Below are 17,051 nucleotides of genomic sequence, written 5' to 3' on the forward strand. Positions count from 1 at the left end.
GTCCTGCCGGAACGGACCAGTTACTCCTCGTTCTGTTCGACGTGGTCTGCCAACCCGAGGTTCAGTTCCGCGACCCCGTCGAGAACCAGTTCGGCCATCCGGCGAGCCCCGCGCTCGCTGAAGTGCGTGTCGTCGGCCACACCTTCGGGATAGTTGGGGTGTTCGCCGGGCGACTGATGGTTGTAGAGGGCTTTCGACTCTTCCAGCCCCAGTTCGCGTAGGAGCGACCGACTCCGCTCGTCCGCGTCGATGAGCGGTACGCTACGTGCCCGTGCTACCTCGCGTGTCAACTCCGAATAGACTCGATGGGTGTCTTTCGGGTCGCCATCCTCGTCGAAGTGACGGCGCGCGATGGGCGTGAGAAGAACCGCCGCTGCCCCGTGTTCGCGCGTCTCTTCGACGAACTTCTCGAGGTTGGCGACGAACGCCGCCTCGGTCGTGTGCTGTTCCTTCGAGGGTACCTCGTCGTTGTGGCCGAACTGGACGAACACGTAGTGGGTCTCGGCTAAGCTACGGACGACGGGGTCCCAGCGACCCTCCTCCAAGAAGGTGCGGGTGCTGCGCCCGTTGCGAGCGTGGTTCTGCACCGTCACCGAGTCGTCGAGGCGTTCGGCGAACGGCGTCCCCCAGCCCGTCTCGGGGCGTTCGGCCGCCGCCTTCTCGGCCATGGTGGAATCTCCAATCAGGTGGACGGTAATCGACTCGGACGACATTTCGATAACGGTAGCCCGGACACTGCATATACGCACCGGTACCGTCTATTTTGCCCGTCGAATCTGCGGAGGGCGTGGGAGTGCAGTCTCCGCGCAGGTTCACTAGCGACCACTACTCCGCGCCGGTCTGCACGAGCAACACGCCCGCAAGAACCAGTCCGGCCCCGACGACTGTCGCGCCGGTAATCGGTTCGTCCAAAATGACCGCGCCGAGCAACAGCGTCACCACGGGTTCCGCGGTGCTGACGATGCTCGCGCGACTCGCGCCGATTCGGCGCAGTCCAGCGAAGAACGTGAAGATGGGAATCGCCGTCGCCACCGCCGCGATAGCGACGACTATCGCCCACTGGTAGTCTGTCGCTGGAACGCCCAAATTTCCCGAAACCGTGCCGAAGACCAGATACGCCACCGCCGCGGCAGGAAGGACGTGCGCGGTCAACACCGGCGGTTCCACCGTGTCGAGCGCCGCGCGACTGGCCGTGATGTAGGAGGCGTACACCACCGCCGCCAGCAAGACGATGCCGATTCCGCGGGGGTCTGCACCGGCGGTGTCTGCGCCCGTGACCAGCGCGACGCCAGCGAGTGCGGCGACTAGCGCCACGACCTTTCGGCGCGTCACCGACTCGCCGAGTCGCATCGCCGCGAATCCGACGACGAAGACGGGGTACGTGTACAGAACCACGCCGACCAGTCCGGCGGTCATGAACTCCAAGCCCCAGAAGAACAGGCCGCTCATGACCGCGTAGCCGAGCGCGCCGAGTCCGAAACCGACTGCCAGCGCGCGCCCACGAAGCAGTTTCAACTGACCACGAGTGGCCAGTACTACCCAGACGATTGCGGAAGCAAGCAGAAACCGAAACGCCAGCACGGTCGGAATCGACAACCCCGCCGCCGTCGCTAGCTTGCCGAGGACTCCCAACGTGGCGAATCCGGCGGCCGAAATCAACACCAACGCGACGCCGACACGGTCCATGGTCGGCGTTCGGAGAGGAGTCACTAAACCGGTTCGACTAAACGTCTCCCCCCTAATTTCGGGCACGATGGAACCGCTGGTCTCGCTCGAAGATCGAACACCGCCGATGGCGGCCTTAGCCGTCGCTATCGTCGCGGTGAGTACCAGCGCGATTCTGATTCGGTTCAGCGACGCCCCGAGCGTCGTGAAGGCGTTCTACCGCGTCGTACTGACGACGCTCCTGCTCGCGCCGGTCGCGGTGACGCGCTACCGCGACGACCTCGCGGCCCTATCTGGCCGCGATTTGACCGTGGCCGTCGTGACTGGTGTGGCGCTCGCGGCGCACTTCGCGACGTGGTTCGAGAGTCTGAATTGGACGAGCGTCGCCGCGAGCGTGACGCTCGTGCAGGCCCAACCCATCTTCGTCGCGATGGGCGCGGCGGCGCTGTTAGACGAGCGAATCTCGCGCCGGATGGTGTTCGGAATACTGGTAGCGGTCGCCGGAACCGTCGAGATGTCTCTCGGCGGGTTCTTGTCCGGTGCGGCACTCGCTGGTGCCCGACCACTCTACGGCAACGGACTCGCACTCGTCGGTGCGGTGATGGCCGCCGGGTACGTCCTCGCCGGTCGGTCGCTCCGCCAGCGCGTCGCGCTCGTCCCCTACGTGACGGTGGTCTACACTGTCTGTGCGGTGGTACTGCTCGGGGTCGCAGTCGCTGAGGGAGCGGTAGTCGCGCCGACTGCGTACCCACCCCACGAGTGGCTTCTCTTCCTCGGGATGGCAGTCGGACCCGGCATCTTCGGACACACAGTCATCAACTGGGCGCTGAAGTACGTCGAGTCGAGCGTCGTCAGTGTCACGCTACTCGGGGAACCGGTCGGTTCGACGTTGCTCGCGCTCGCGCTTCTCGGCGAGGTCCCCGACGCGTTCACCGTGGTCGGCGGTGTCGTCGTCCTCCTCGGAATCTACGTCACTGCGACGGGCCGAGAATCGGCGGCGTAGGAACGGCGAAGGGGCCGTGTAGGCACCGCTTGTCGATAGTAGATGCTCCTTGCTAGCGAACAGCCACTGCTTCTCGATTCGGAATACGCCGCCTGCCAGTTCTACAGTCGGACGATAACAAAGGGTGGTCCTGTTGGATGCTCTGGATAACGATGCCGTGATACTCGTCTCGGACGTTAAGACCGCCGAAATGGACTGAAAACGCGAACTTACCCACTGAAACCGAACCGACGATGCCCGGAACGAATACCCCCAATAGACCGCCCGAATCGTCCGATACTCGGCTGTACTCTCGGACTATCCCCGACGGGCGACCCAGACAGTATCGGCCTATAACTACGGCGTGGTGCGCGCCGCGAAGCGTACCGACGGGAGCGACTGCGTGACCCGCCAGCGACTTCGGAGTCTGTTGCTCGTCGCCATGCTGTTGCTCTCGCCGCTGACAGCAGTCGGCGTCGGGACCGCACCCGCGAGTGCCGCGACGTCGCCGACGTTCCACGTCACGCAAGCGGGCCAGTGTTACGAGGTGACCCCAATCGGTGACGGCACCGTCAGTGCCGAGGAGTTCTACGACTACCGCGCCGGAGCGGGAACGAAGTACGGCTCCTACGGTGCTGGCTCCCAAGCAATTCAGGAGAACCAAGTCAGCCATCTCTTCCTCTACAGCGGCTCGGAGGGCCTCAGCTTGGTCATGCTCCACGACGACCTCAATCAGTCGGAGGGCGGCGCGATTACGTTCGACATCGCGGGCCTCCCGAGCGACCGCGAGTGGTTGGTCGAGGACGACGACTATCAGAACCGCGACGACAACTTCGACCACGCCGCGACCAGTTCCTCCATCGACTGGATGTGGTCGAACGGCCGCACCGACGGTGCAATCGTCCGTGGGATGAGTGCCGACTTCGACGCGATCACCATCGACCCCGCCTTCGGCGAGCAGTCGTGGGCATATCAGGAGCGAAGCCCCCAGTGGCCCGACGCGACCGACGACCTCAGTTGGGAACTCCAATCGGGCGACGGTACCGAGATTCCGCTCGATAAGGGCCAGCAGGTGAGCATCTCGAAGGGTAGCTGTCCGGACACGACCGACCCGAGCGCGGCCCTCTCGGCCTCGCCTTCGACAGTTGAGACCGGAGAGAGCGTCACCTTCGACGCCAGCGGGTCCGACGGTACCGGCACGGCTATCAGCGAGTACCGCTGGGACTTCGACGGCGACGGGAACGTCGATGAGACGACCACCGCCGCAACCGTCACGCATAGCTACGCCAACGCGAGTTCCTACGACGCGACGGTGACCGTCGTGGACGGCGGCGGCAACACTGACTCGGCGACTGCGAGCGTGACGGTCGAAGAGACTGTTGACGACACGCCGCCAGACGCGAAGGCGAGCGTCTCGCCCGACACCGTTTCAGTCGGCGAGTCCGCCACCTTCGACGGCAGTGGCTCGTCTGACGACACCGGTATCGTCAGCTACGAGTGGTCCTTCGACGACGGCGACACCGCGACCGGCGAGACGGTCACGCACGCGTTCGACTCCGCGGGCGACCACACCGCGACGCTGACCGTCATCGATGCCGCTGGAAACAACAACTCTACGACGGTGACGGTCACCGTCGAAGAAACCGAGACCGACACGCCGCCGACGGCCCGAATCGAAGCGCCCGACTGGGCCTTCATGAACGAAGGTGCCTCGTTCAGCGCGAGCGGTTCCACTGACGACGACGCCATCGTCAGCTACCACTGGCAGTTCGACGACGGCGACACCGCGACCGGCGAAGAAGTCACGCACGCGTTCGACTCGACCGGTGAACACACGGTGACGCTGACCGTGACCGACACGGCAGGCAAGACCGACAGCACGACGGCGACCGTCGAGATTCGGGAGGAAGACCTGAACTCGCCGACCGCCGACCTGACAGCGTCGAAAACCACCGTCGAGGTCGGAGAATCCGTCGGATTCGACGCCTCGAATAGCTCCGACGAAGAGAGCGGCATCGAGTTCTATCACTGGAACTTCGACGGCGACAACCAGTTCGAGGAGACCACCGAATCGCCGACGAACACCCACGCGTTCTCGGCCCCCGGTGAGTATCAGGTCGAAGTGATGGTCGAGGACAACGGGACGAACGGCCTCACCGACACCGCGTCGGTCGATATCACGGTGCAGGAAGCCGACGACGAACCGACTATCGAGTACATCAACGCGACGGCAGTCCGCATCGACGGCGACTTCGAGACGGTGTTCGTGGATTCGACGTTCTTCGACTCTAGCGGCGTCGGCACCTCGAACTACGACCTCGGTCCGGTCAGCGGGACGACGGTCGTCAACGCTCGTGAAGAGGGCGTCTGGGGACCGGTCATCTCCCACGTGGCGGTTCACGAGGGCGACCTCGACTCGCCCCAAGAGGCAGCGAAGGACAACCCGAACTTCGACGCGCAACTCGACGCAGTCCGACCGGACCGACCGAGTACGTTCGTCGAGAACGCGACGAAGGTCAGCGACGGCACCTACGAGGTGACGTTCGGCTACGTCAACCCGAACGACGAGATGATGGTGGGCGGCAGCGAGTTCACCAGCGGGTCGGCTACCCCGGCACCCCCGACGGAATTCGAACCCGGTCGCCACACGTTCACGGTGACGTGGGAACCCGCCAGCAACGACTCGAACCTCGTCTGGGAGACTGACTTCTCCACCTTCGGCTACGGTGCGACGACGGCGACGAGTCCGACGCCCGAGCAAATCGGCGAGGAGCCGACCGAAACCGCGCCGCCGACCGCCGTAATCGACGTGCCCGCGACCGTGACCGTCGGCGAACAGTTCACCGCGAGCGGAAGCGACTCGACCGACGACAACGGCATCGTCAGCTACCACTGGCAGTTCGACGACGGCACGACGAAGACCGGCGAGACAGTGACTCACACCTACGACAGCGCGAGCCTACACACCGTCACCCTGACCGTGACCGACGCAGCCGGGAAGACGGACACGACGACAGCGACGTTCATGGTCGAGGAATCGGAACCGCCGAGTAACGACCCGCCGGAGAACGTCCCGCCTAAGGCGGATTTCTCGATTCCTGAATCGTCGCCGCTGAGCGAGAAGTTCCACCTCGACGCGAGCGGTTCTGAAGACGACAAAGGCATCGCGGCCTACAAGTGGGACTTCGACAGCGACGGCACGTACGAACACACGTTCACGGACCAGTCGGGTGTGTGGGTCGTTCCGTGGAAGGACGCCATCTACGGACAGGCTGGCACCTACGACGTGACGCTGACCGTCGTTGACGAGGAAGGCGAGACCGACAGCGTGACCAAGACGGTCACTATCGAGCAGAAAGACCACACGAAACCGACGGCGACCATCGACGCGCCGAACACCGTCACCGTCGGCGAGCAGTTCGAACTCCGAGCAACGGAGTTCAGCGAGGGGAACCTCGCACACATCTGCTGGGTGTTCTCCGCCAACGGCCACGGCGAGGAACACGGCCCCGAAGGAAAGACGGCCACGTGGTCGTTCGACTCGACCGGTGAGAAGACCGTGCAGGTCGTTCTCCGAGACCGTGCGGGCAACCAGCACACCGTCGAGACGACCATAACCGTGGTCGCCGACTCGGGTAGCGACCCGAAGGACCCGACTCCGAGCGACCCCGGCCCGAGTGACCCTGAGAACCCCGACGAAGGCGGATTGGGCGACGAACCGCCGAAAGGTTCGACCGGTGGCTCGGTCCCCGCCGCGAACCCGCCGAGCAACTCGAACGGCGACTCGGCCGCGAAGACAGCGCCGATTACCGAGAGCTTCGGCGACGACCTCGGAACGATTTCGCTGAAGACCGGTTCGGGCGACGCGTCCGTCGCGACGAACGCGACGGTTCCGCAGAACGTTCGCGAACCCGCGTTCGAGGATGGCTTCGCCGCGCTCTCGTATCTCCAGATTACGGGGGACGCGAAGCGAATGACGTTCACGGTCGATCAAGACCGACTCGCGAACGAGAGCGCGACAGTGGACGAGGTGAACCTCTTCCGCTTCGAGAACGGTAGCTGGTCCGCGGTCGAAGTCGAGCAACTGGAGACGAAGGGAGACGCCTACCGGTTCCGAACTATCGAGTCGGTAAGCGGCACCTACGCGGTCGGTCTCGACCAGCCTTCGATTTCGGTCGCCGACCTCTCGCTGGCCGAGACGCGCATCGACGCCGACGGTTCGACGGAACTGACCGTCACGCTCTCGAACGACGGCCGTGCGAACGGCACCTTCGAGGCGATACTGACCGTCGGCGGCAACGCCGTCGTCGCGAAACCGGTCGAAGTGGCCGCGGGCGAGACCCGCGAAGTGACCTTCGACGTGAGTGCCGACGCGCCCGGCATCTACACGGTCGGCGTCGGTGACGCGACGACTTCGCTGACCATCGCTGGCATCGAGACGGAGACGACGACCGAGACGACGACGGGAACCGCGACGACGGTGCCCGACGTGACGGAGACGAACGACGAATCGACGGGGACCGTCCCCGGCTTCGGCGTCGCGGCCGCGCTACTCGCGCTGGCACTCGCCGCGTTCGTCGCCACGCGGAAGCGATGACGCGATAGTCTCCGGTTCCTCTCTTCTCTGTCACCTTTCGTTGCGGTCGCTGTTTTCCCCGCTTCGTTCCGCGAGACCGGGACGTTACTCTCGCCCTTCCGAGTCGCTACGCGCACACTAGCTCCAGTTCGACCGACTCGGAGTTGATACCGACAGTTCGGTCAGTTCTGGTGGTTCGTTCGGCGGTCGCAGACGCTCGGTTAAGCTACGCCGTCGTCTCAGGCCCCGTGTGTCCGGTTCACGTACAGCTGACACATAACAAAGGGCGAATCACAGGAACGTCGGGGTATCCCGCCAACTCGGCGGCGGTGACACAACGCGGCCCCCTGACGACGTGGTTCGATGTCGCCCACGACTCACGTCGTCTGCCTCGGGCCGTCATCCGCGAACACACGAACATATGACTCGGATACGAACCCCACTCGTCGTCTGTATCGTTCTCCTGTTGGTCGTGGCGGCGGTCCCGCCCGTGCCGCCCTCCGTCGGCACCGCTAGCGCGGCCACCCACAGTTTCGCTATCGAGCAAGGCTCTCGCTGTGTCGAGGTGACGCCACTCCGTGGAAGTCAGAACGCGGTGAACTTCTACGACTATCGGAGTACCGACAACTACGACGGCCGAACTGCGACGACGTACAGTTCGTACATGCCGAACCACCTCCAAGCCGACGACACCAGTCGGCTGTTTCTCTACGACGGCCCGGACGGCGTGAGCCTCGTCGTCGTCCACAACAGGTTGCGAAACGGCGGCCGAAGTACCAGCGGCGGCAGCGCCGCGACGTTCCGGTTCAGCGGCCTCCCCAGCGGCGGCGACTGGGTGGTCGTGGACGACACCTACAGCGACCAAGACGACCGCTTCTCGCGCAACCGAATCGACTGGACGTGGTACGGCGAGCGAACCGACGGCGGCGTGTTCCGTGGCTTGGACCGCGACGGCACGAGCGTCACCATTCGCCCGCAGTTCGACGAGGACGCTGCGCTCTACGACGACCTGAACCGAGACGGCAACGTCCGCGCGTGGCAGTTCCTCACTGGAAGCATCAACGACTACCAGACGGTCGGGTTGAACATGAACCGGCCAGTCACGATTCGGACCGGGACGTGCGGTCCCGACGTGACGCCGCCGAGCGCGTCACTCGCGGGCGTCGATGGCGTCGAGGGCCACCCCGTCACGCTGAACGCCGCCGGGTCCACCGACGACGAAGGCATCGAGCAGTACCGCTGGGACTTCGACGGCGACGGCGAAATCGACCGAACGACCACCGGGCCGCGGACGAGTTTCACCTACCAATCGACCGGCGAGTACGAAGCTAGCGTCACCGTGGTCGATGGCGGTGACAACACTGCGAGCGCAACGGCCACAGTCACTATCGACACGGACGACCCGCCGGACGCGGCCTTCGGCACTAACGCTGGCGAGTTCGTCGTCAGCAACGACACCATCGTCTTCGACGCTTCGAACAGCTCTGACGACCTCGCCATCAGCGAATACCGCTGGACGTTCGGCGACGACGCCACCGCGACCGGTCAGCGAGTGACCTACCAGTTCCCCGACGAGGGGACCTACACAGTGACGCTCGAAACGACCGACAACAGCGGTCAGAACACGACCGTCAGCCGAACCTTCGACGTGTTGGCTCCCGACGAGTCGCCGCCCGACGCCAGAGCGAGCGCGAACCGGACGCGCGTCGAGGCAGGCGCACCCATCGGTTTCGACGCCACCGACTCGACGGACAACCGGCAACTCGCCGAGTTCCGTTGGGACTTCGGCGACGGGAGTAGTGGGTCCGGAGCGAACGCTGCGCACCGCTACACGAGTCCGGGTACGTACACCGCGACTGTGACGGTCACCGACGGTAACGACAACGCCGACTCGGTGAACGTGACCGTCGAAGTGACCAACCGGAGCGCGCCGGAGGCCAGTATCGAACTCCCCGACCAAGTGTCGGCAGGCGCGTCGGTCACCGCCGAAGCGACGGCCTCCGACGACAGCGGCGTCGCGAGCTACGAGTGGGACTTCGACGGCGACGGTCAGTTCGACGACGCGACCGGCGAGCGAGCATCCTACACCTACGCTCCGGCCGGAAACGAGTCGCGGAACGTGACGGTGACGCTCCGAGTCACGGACGCCGTCGGGGAGACGACCACGACGAGCGCGCAAATCGAGGTGCTAGGTCCGGACACCACGCCGCCGGACGTCTCGGCCGCGATAAACGACGACACGGTTCGCGTCGGGGAATCTGTCTCCTTCGAGGCGACGGGTGCCGACGACAGGGGGTCGGTCACCTACGAATGGGACTTCAGCAACGGCACGACGAAAACCGGCGAGACGGTGACTCACAGCTACGAAGCGACCGGCAACTACACCGCGACGGTGACTGCGACCGACGAGGCAGGCAATACGAACACGGCCACCGTCGCCTTCGAAGTGAAACCGAAGCGGAGCAACTTCGGCGGCGGTGGCGGCGGAGGCGGTGGCGGTGGCGGCGGAGCGTCCAGTGTCGGCCCGCCGCCGGTCGCGTTGGACGTGCAATCGCAGGGCGACGGCAGCGCGCTCGTAGACGTGCAGAACGGCCGCGACGACAAGACGATTCGGGCGACGTTGCCCGAGACGGCGGCCGACGACGAAACCGGCGTGCGGTTCTACAGTCTCGCGGTGGACCTCGCGGACGACGAACCGCACTTCGCGGTGGAAACTGACCGGAACGTGGAGCTTTCGCCGATTCCAGCCGACGTGACCCTCGGATCGCTCTCGACCACACCAAAGTATCTCGACGGTGGGGCAGTCTCCGAAGTTCGGTACGTCGTGGACGTTCAGAAGAGCAAACTCGCCGACCTCGGCGTCACCGAGGAGGACCTAAGAGCGTACGGACAACTGGACGGGGAGTGGACCGAACTGAACACCACAGTAGACGACCGCGGCGACTCCGTGCGCGTCAAAGCTCGCGCGGACAAGTTCACTGCCGTCGCAGTCGGTGTAGACCGCCCGGCGCAGGTGACTGGTGTGAGTCTCGATGCGGAGCGAGTCGGGCCGGACGAGCCGGTCGTCGTGACGGCGACGGTCGAGAACCCGGGTGGAGACGCCGAATCGCTCGCCCTGAATCTCACCACAGACGGTAAAGTCGTCGCCAGCGAGGAGGTCGAGGTGGAGGGCGGCGAAACCAAGAACGTCTCGCTCGAAGCGACGCTCTCGGTCGGCACCCACGAACTCGCCGTCGGTGGCGAAAACGTCAGTATCGACGGCGAGCGCGTCGGGTCGGTGACCGTGGCCCAGAATCCTGCCGACCTACGAGTGACGAATCTGTCGCTCAATAGTTCCACCGTGACCGCGGGCGACTCTGTCGAGATAACGGCGACCGTCGAAAACCTCGGCGGGGCGTCGGGGTCCCGGTCGGTCGCACTCTCGCTATTCGGCGAGCAGATAGCGACCGAGAACGTGACAGTAGCCGCTGGTGAGCAGAAGCAGGTGACGTTCGTCCAGCAGGTTGACGCGCCGGGCGACTACGACGTGCAGGTTGGCGAGCAGACGGTCGAGTTGTCGGTGAAGGCCCAAGAGAAGAAGAGCGGAACCGGCGGAATTGGAATGATTCCCGGATTCGGGGTTGGAATTTCGCTGGTCGCGCTGGTGGTTGCGGTGCTGTTGGCGCGACGGCGAGCGTGACAGGAGGACGTATCCGACGCTGGGTCACGCTTCACAACAACAGGCCGAGAACCACGAACGTCAGTCCGAAAAGGACGAAGAAAATCGCTGACCGCCGAGCACGACGCTCGTGCAGTCGTTCGGCGTAGTTCGGACGCTGAGCCCACGTTCGGGCACTGACGAAACTCCGCGTTCGCTCCGGATACCTGTACGCGTAGTATCCCAACGATACGAAGGAGACGCCTAAGACGAGTGCCATCGGCTCCATGTCCAGGGTTCAGTCCTTCCGCTGGGTACTATCGACCAGAGTAAAGGATTTTCGACGATTGGAGGGGCACTTCCGAACTACGCTTCGCTGTACTCCGGCCGCTCTTCGTACTCGATGGGGTCCCGAACGCCGATATTCTGGAACGCCTGCAAGCGGAACGCACAGGCGTCGCAGGTACCACAGGCCGGTGCCTCGGCGCGGTAGCAACTCCACGTGTGTTCGTACGGCACTCCCAACTCGGTGCCGCGTTCCGCGATGTCGGTCTTCGACCACTCCACGAAGGGTGCTTCGAGGTCGATTTGCGTGTCGTCTTTCGTGCCCACGTCCACGACCTGTTGGAATGCGTCGAAGAACGCCGGACGGCAGTCGGGATACCCCGAGAAGTCCTCGCTGTGCGCGCCGATGAACACGGCGTCACAGTCGTTCGCTTCGGCGTAGGAAACCGCCATCGAGAGCAGGTTGGCGTTCCGAAACGGGACGTAGGAGGTCGGAATCTCCTCGCTCTCCATGTCGGCGTCGTCTACGTCCATCTCGTCGTCCGTGAGACTTGACCCGCCGATTTTGGCGAGGTGGCTCGTCTCGACGTGGAGGAAGTCCTCGGCGTCGGTCTCCTCCGCGAGTCGTTCCGCACAGTCGAACTCCTTGTTCTCGGTTTCCTGTCCGTAGGAAGTGTGGAGCAGGTAAAGGTCGTACCCCTGTTCCGCGGCGTGATAGGCCGCCGTCGCGCTGTCCATGCCGCCGGACGCGAGGACGACGGCACGTTTCGAATCGTCGCTCATGGACGACAGAAGGGGAGAACGCGACATGAGTCGTGCGGTATCGGCAGCCCCAATTCGCATAATTGCTGAATAGGTAATATTTGAGCCGAGACGAGAAGTCAGGTTTACCAACAACATTATCAATTCACAAAATAACACGTCAGTATGAGTGTCACTTCCTCCGTTTCGACGGCTCTCAGTACGTTGAAACAAAATCCAGTGCTGTTCGTCGCAGCGTTCTTCGTATCGCTCGTCAGTTCCGTCGTACTCGGCGTCCAATCGGCCGTAGCCGAGGTGTCGCCGTTTCTCGTCTCGGGACTGTCGTTCGTCGTGCAGTTCGTTTCGCTGTTCTTCGTCGCCGGAGCGTACGCGATGGCCGACGAAGCACTCGACGGCCGGACGAGTCTCGGCACGCTCTTCACGGGTGGCAAGGAGAACTACGTCTCGATGCTCGGAGCGACGCTGCTCCTCGTCGGCGTGATGATTGCGACGTTCATCCCCATCTTCATCGTCGGCTTCATCGTGATATTCGGTGCCGCGGCAGCAGGTGGTGGTGGTTCGATGATGGTTCTCGGAATCGTCCTCATCTACTTGCTTGCACTGCTGCCGGTGTTCTTCCTGCAGTTCTACGGCCCGGCAGTCGTCGTCTCCGACACTGGCGCGGTCGGGTCGCTCAAGAAGAGTTTCGGCCTGGTTCGTCGGAACGTTCTCGCCACGCTCGGATTCGACGTCGTCGTCTTCGTCATCGGCGTCCTGAGTAGTCTTCCGACCGTTTGGCTCTACGTCTCGCAGTTCGAACAACTCATGGAGAACCCCCAGACGTTCACGCTCTACACGGGCCTCAGCACGGCGACTATCGCAGGCTACCTCGTCTCGACCCTCCTGATGACTGCGCTGTTCGGCGGGTTCATGTACACCTACCAGGTGGCGTTCTACGGCGAACTCGTGGAGCGAACCGACGACCCCGGCAAGTCCGAAGACGCTGGCGTCGCCATGGGCGCTGACTAACTACACTTCTTTTCGTTCACTTACGTTTCCGGCGCGTCGTTCCAGAGGTTGACGTGCAGTCGTGGGGTGTATCGGAACCCGTACTCGCGCGCCAACTCGGCGGTCACGGGGCGCGTCTCTTCCAATTGCTCGCGGGTCGCACCCTCGGGCATGAGAAGAACGTCCGTGTCCAGAATCGAGACGCTCGTAGCGTCTCGAATCTGTGCGAGGAGGTCCGTTATCTCTGGCATGTCGTCGGAATCGCTGACGACAAACTTCAGTTGCGAGTCGTACTCTTCGACCAGTCGAACGAGCGAGTCGAGGTCGATGCGTCGCTCCTCGTGACGGTCGGCCCACTCGCCGTCGCCTTTGGGGTCCTTTTCTGGTGTGGGCGTGCTGGACGCCAACTTGGGACTGACACTAGCGAGGTCAATGGGCGCATCGCGGTAGATGGTCCCGTTGGTCTCGACGGTAGTGTGGTACCCGCGGTCGGCCAGCCGTTCGAGCAGGTCCACCACGCCGTCGTGGACCAGCGGTTCGCCACCCGTGACGACGACGTGGTCGGCGTCGTAGCCGTCGATTTTCGTCAGAATCTCTTCGACGCGCATCGACGCGTGGGTCGGTTCCCACGATGTGTGATAGGAGTCACAGAACCAACAGCGGAGGTTGCACCCGGAGGTCCGAACGAAGACGCTCGGGACGCCTGCGAGTCGGCCCTCGCCCTGTAGCGACTCGAACAGTTCGTTGATAGGGAGCGAGGGAGAGTCCCCTGCGGTGGTCGCCTCGTCGTCCGTCGCATCGGTTTCCCCATCGTCTACGTCGCTCGTGACTGGCATGGTCAGAACCCGCCAGCACAGAGTTCGGTCGTCTCGCGAACTTGCACCGCGACCGACTCGACGTTGTCGGGCAGTGCGGCGAGCAGTCGCCGTTCTAACACCACGCTCATCACTTCGGCGGTCGGCGGGGCGTCTAGCACGACTGTCGCATCCTCGTCACCACTCGCTTCGAAGGCTTCCACGAGCGGGTCTCCTGCTTCCAAGATGAACCTGTGGTCCCACTGGTCGATTACCGTGGTAATATCACCCTTGTCTACGACCCACCCTTCCTCGGTGAGTTCGCCGACGACTTTCACGGTTATCTCGTAGTTGTGCCCGTGCGGGCGGCTACATTTCCCGTCGTGGTGGAGCAGTCGATGCCCGGCACTGATGCGAATCGGCCGGTCCCGTCCCACGTAGAGGGTGCGCAATCTGTCGGTGTCTTCGTCATCCCAGAGCGCGCCACTAGTCATATCTGGAGATTATTTGGAGAATACTTAAGCCTGCGCAAACCGCCTCGGCTCCCCGCGTCAAGTGTAGACGTCTCGTACGTCACTGATTATCACGTTCGATACTCTCGCTAATGAAAATTCGAATATATATCGTTAGATTAAGGATGTTCGGATTCGTATCCTGTTTCAGTACGGCGATTGTAGTGTCAATGAGGATTTGAATATCAAATTTGGTAATTCGAGAAATGTATTAGAGCGACGTAGCGAAATCGGGTGGCATGCCAGTAACGAAGGTGTCACGACTGGCTGTAACGCATCCGAGACTCGTACTCACGGTGACGCTGTTCGCCGTGCTGGTACTGCTCGCAGCAGACCCCGCTTCGGCCATGTCTCATGGCAGGTTCGAACCACTAATCAGGTTGGACTTGGTCGGCGGAATGGACCCGAACGGCGCGTACATCGACGGCGGCCCATAAGCAAGACCCCTCGAAAACACCATTTCAGTACACCACATAGCAGATGACCCTCGACATCACGACGGACGACCGAAAGCGGTGGACGATTACGGACACGGCCGAACGACGACAGCTCTCGCTATTGTTCCCCAGTACGGTGTCGCCGACTGCGGAATCCGTAGACGAGTTCATCTATCCGGTAGACGATGCTTTTTCGGTCGAGGCCCGTAACGTCGTCGTCGAGGACGGTGCATCTGCCACCGTGTTAGACGCCGACGGCGAGGTTTGGGCGAAAGTCGGAACCGAGTCGTGGACCAACGACGTTCCGCCCGGGACGTACTACCTACAGGTCGCCAACCACATCAAGACCTACCTCCGCGTAACCGCACCCGAAGGCATCGAAATCGAAGCCGACCCGAAAGCCTCGACTGTCGAGGTCGATTTTCACGAACCGGTCGAAATCTCCGTCGGCGCGCGTTCGGTCCACGACCGACCGACGGAGACTATCACGACGACTGCCGCACCGGAAGACGTGATGACGGCGGTGTCGTACCTCGGGTCCGCACTCAAAGACTTCGGGGCGATGCGGTCGTTCCCCTCGCTGAGAGGCCACCCACCGGAGGTCGAACTCGGCGACGAACTCCACGTTCCCGAGTCACTTTCGAAACCCGACACGGGAGTCGTCGTAGAACTCCCGCCGACGTACGACCACGTGTTCGCGGTCGCACCGCTCGCGTACTACCTCGGTGCCGAAGTCGTTCCGGGCGACAGACCCACGCTTCGGGCCGGGGAGTTCGAGTTCCCGCTCGACGGCGCAGACGGATTCGAGCAGACGGTCAACGACGTGCTTCAGCACGTGTTCGTCTGCGACTGCTTCGTCCGAACGGCAGGCCCGTACTCGTTCGGCTTGGGAAGACAAGCCGACTTCGAGCGCGAAACCGGACTCGACCCCGAGGAGGTGTTCGGGCAACCGCTCGCTCGCCAAGTCGAGACCTACCTCTCGGTCCCGTTCGAGGCAGTCGAACCGTTCCGTCCCCACTGGGGCCTCGGCGCACACCTCGAACCGGTACCCGAGAACGTCGAGTACCTCCCGTTCCTCGCGCGGGACCTCGCCGTCGTTCGGTCGCCTTCTACTCGCAAGCAGTGGCCGTCCGTAGACGCGGTCACGGGAGCCGAAGCGACGCCCGCCGACGGTGAATTCAACCGGAGTGCGGCGGCAGTCTCCGACGACGCGGGCGACGCGTTCGGTCCCGAGACGCCGTCCGTATCCGGTGGTCCGACCGACGGAGAGACGGAGTCACCAGATTCGCTCTCGCATCTCTCTTGGGCGTCCGAAACGCCGTCCGTGGTCGTTCCCGAACCGCTGGAGACCCAGGAGCAACAGTGGATGAGCGATGGCGTCCCTCTCGGTGCGGACAAGCCACTGTTGGAGTCGTACCGGAACGAACTCGACAGAGACCCCGTCGAGGGCGACATCGAGATACTCGTCGTCTGCAACGACGACCGGATGGCCGCAGAGGACGACGCAGTTCGGAACCTCCTCAGTGCGGACACGCCGTTCGACGTCCACATTCGACCGTACCGAAACCTCACGACCGAGGAGCTTCGCACGTTGCTCGAACGCGGTGGCGAGTACCTCCACTACATCGGCCACATCGACGAGAATGGATTCGTCTGTGCCGACGGGTCGCTCGACGTGGCAACGATAGACACCGTCAACGTGGACGCGTTCTTCTTGAACGCCTGCCAGTCCTACGAACAGGGACGGGCGCTGGTCGATGCAGGTGCCCTCGCTGGCGTCGTCACGCTGACGGACGTGTTGAACGACAACGCCGGACGAACCGGCGAATCGATGGCTCGACTGTTGAACAACGGCTTCCCACTCAACACGTCGCTCCGACTGACCTGCGACGAACACGACGCCTCCGAGAAGTACACGGTCATCGGCGACGGCAGTCTCCAAATCGCACAGGCCAAGAGCATCTCGTACACCGTGGACACGGCGCTAACGGGCACCGACGAAGTGGCCTACGAGTTCCGCTCGTTCGTCTCACCACAGTTCCGCTTGGGTGCGATTCAGACGCCCGCCATCGACGACATCGAGGGCTGGTTCCTCTCGGGAACGACGGTCGAAGCGCACGTCGATAGTCGGCAACTGACCGAGAGTTTCACCCACGCAGACGCCCCGGTTCACTTCCACGGTGGCTTCCACTGGACGACGGACCTCGTGGACCGAATCGCCAGCCTCGTCGAGTTCGACAAGCGACTGGAGACGTCAGCCGCGTTAGCGACCGACGAGGAGCGTTCGACGGCCGCAGACGACTCTTCCGGGGCGAGTCAGTTCGCAGCCATCCAAAAAGAACTCGACCAACTTCTCGACACCTTCGACACCGAAGACTTCCAGCTCGCGTTCCACACACTCGACTGAACTGTGA

At 63.3% G+C, this 17,051-nt stretch carries 11 protein-coding genes; 6 read left to right on the forward strand and 5 right to left on the reverse strand.

Annotation, left to right across the window (positions count from 1 at the left end):
- Positions 1-20 precede the first annotated feature (20 nt).
- Complete coding sequence (locus tag F7R90_RS09050; protein ID WP_158057102.1) at positions 21-713, reverse strand: rhamnogalacturonan acetylesterase; 693 nt, start codon at positions 711-713, stop codon at positions 21-23.
- Between the two features lie 112 nt (positions 714-825).
- Positions 826-1,686, reverse strand: coding sequence for a DMT family transporter (locus F7R90_RS09055; protein WP_158057104.1), 861 nt, complete (start codon positions 1,684-1,686; stop codon positions 826-828).
- 67 nt (positions 1,687-1,753) lie between these two features.
- On the opposite strand from F7R90_RS09055, the gene F7R90_RS09060 reads away from it, so the two are divergent.
- The 3 genes from F7R90_RS09060 (at position 1,754) to F7R90_RS09070 (ending at position 10,902) form a co-directional block, all read left to right on the forward strand.
- Positions 1,754-2,668 carry a DMT family transporter gene (locus F7R90_RS09060; RefSeq protein WP_158057106.1) on the forward strand — a complete coding sequence of 305 codons (915 nt, stop codon included), beginning with the start codon at positions 1,754-1,756 and terminating at the stop codon, positions 2,666-2,668.
- Positions 2,669-3,014: 346 nt separating this feature from the next.
- Entirely contained in the window at positions 3,015-7,244 is a 4,230-nt protein-coding gene (locus F7R90_RS09065) for a PKD domain-containing protein (protein ID WP_158057108.1), read from the forward strand.
- Between the two features lie 400 nt (positions 7,245-7,644).
- Entirely contained in the window at positions 7,645-10,902 is a 3,258-nt protein-coding gene (locus F7R90_RS09070; protein ID WP_158057109.1) for a PKD domain-containing protein, read from the forward strand.
- Positions 10,903-11,226: 324 nt separating this feature from the next.
- On the opposite strand, the gene queC is transcribed toward F7R90_RS09070, so the two are convergent.
- Entirely contained in the window at positions 11,227-11,928 is a 702-nt protein-coding gene (gene queC / locus F7R90_RS09080) for a 7-cyano-7-deazaguanine synthase QueC (RefSeq protein ID WP_158057113.1), read from the reverse strand.
- Between the two features lie 144 nt (positions 11,929-12,072).
- Between queC and F7R90_RS09085 the strand changes: the two genes are divergently transcribed.
- Positions 12,073-12,915: a DUF7847 domain-containing protein gene (locus F7R90_RS09085; protein WP_158057115.1), complete on the forward strand. Its 843-nt coding sequence runs from the start codon at positions 12,073-12,075 to the stop codon at positions 12,913-12,915.
- 20 nt (positions 12,916-12,935) lie between these two features.
- Here the strand turns inward: F7R90_RS09085 and F7R90_RS09090 are convergent, their stop codons facing one another.
- On the reverse strand, positions 12,936-13,730 hold the full coding sequence (locus F7R90_RS09090; RefSeq protein ID WP_158057116.1) for a 7-carboxy-7-deazaguanine synthase QueE: 795 nt from the start codon (positions 13,728-13,730) through the stop codon (positions 12,936-12,938).
- A gap of 2 nt (positions 13,731-13,732) precedes the next feature.
- Positions 13,733-14,182 (reverse strand): 6-pyruvoyl trahydropterin synthase family protein, encoded by a 450-nt coding sequence (locus tag F7R90_RS09095; protein WP_158057118.1) that lies wholly within the window; start codon positions 14,180-14,182, stop codon positions 13,733-13,735.
- Between the two features lie 257 nt (positions 14,183-14,439).
- Here F7R90_RS09095 and F7R90_RS09100 point away from each other — a divergent pair, with 257 nt between their 5' ends.
- Positions 14,440-14,637 carry a hypothetical protein gene (locus F7R90_RS09100; protein WP_158057120.1) on the forward strand — a complete coding sequence of 66 codons (198 nt, stop codon included), beginning with the start codon at positions 14,440-14,442 and terminating at the stop codon, positions 14,635-14,637.
- Between the two features lie 43 nt (positions 14,638-14,680).
- Positions 14,681-17,044: a hypothetical protein gene (locus tag F7R90_RS09105; RefSeq protein ID WP_158057122.1), complete on the forward strand. Its 2,364-nt coding sequence runs from the start codon at positions 14,681-14,683 to the stop codon at positions 17,042-17,044.
- Positions 17,045-17,051 lie beyond the last annotated feature (7 nt).

Source organism: Halorussus halophilus, assembly GCF_008831545.1.
GTDB lineage: Archaea > Halobacteriota > Halobacteria > Halobacteriales > Haladaptataceae > Halorussus > Halorussus halophilus.

Bases quoted from the DNA above. Each gene is read 5' to 3' on its own strand.
- queC (WP_158057113.1), bottom strand. From the start codon at position 11,928: ATGAGCGACGATTCGAAACGTGCCGTCGTCCTCGCGTCCGGCGGCATG.
- F7R90_RS09070 (WP_158057109.1), top strand. From the start codon at position 7,645: ATGACTCGGATACGAACCCCACTCGTCGTCTGTATCGTTCTCCTGTTG.
- F7R90_RS09085 (WP_158057115.1), top strand. From the start codon at position 12,073: ATGAGTGTCACTTCCTCCGTTTCGACGGCTCTCAGTACGTTGAAACAA.
- F7R90_RS09100 (WP_158057120.1), top strand. From the start codon at position 14,440: ATGCCAGTAACGAAGGTGTCACGACTGGCTGTAACGCATCCGAGACTC.
- F7R90_RS09090 (WP_158057116.1), bottom strand. From the start codon at position 13,730: ATGCCAGTCACGAGCGACGTAGACGATGGGGAAACCGATGCGACGGAC.
- F7R90_RS09060 (WP_158057106.1), top strand. From the start codon at position 1,754: ATGGAACCGCTGGTCTCGCTCGAAGATCGAACACCGCCGATGGCGGCC.
- F7R90_RS09055 (WP_158057104.1), bottom strand. From the start codon at position 1,686: ATGGACCGTGTCGGCGTCGCGTTGGTGTTGATTTCGGCCGCCGGATTC.
- F7R90_RS09050 (WP_158057102.1), bottom strand. From the start codon at position 713: ATGTCGTCCGAGTCGATTACCGTCCACCTGATTGGAGATTCCACCATG.
- F7R90_RS09105 (WP_158057122.1), top strand. From the start codon at position 14,681: ATGACCCTCGACATCACGACGGACGACCGAAAGCGGTGGACGATTACG.
- F7R90_RS09095 (WP_158057118.1), bottom strand. From the start codon at position 14,182: ATGACTAGTGGCGCGCTCTGGGATGACGAAGACACCGACAGATTGCGC.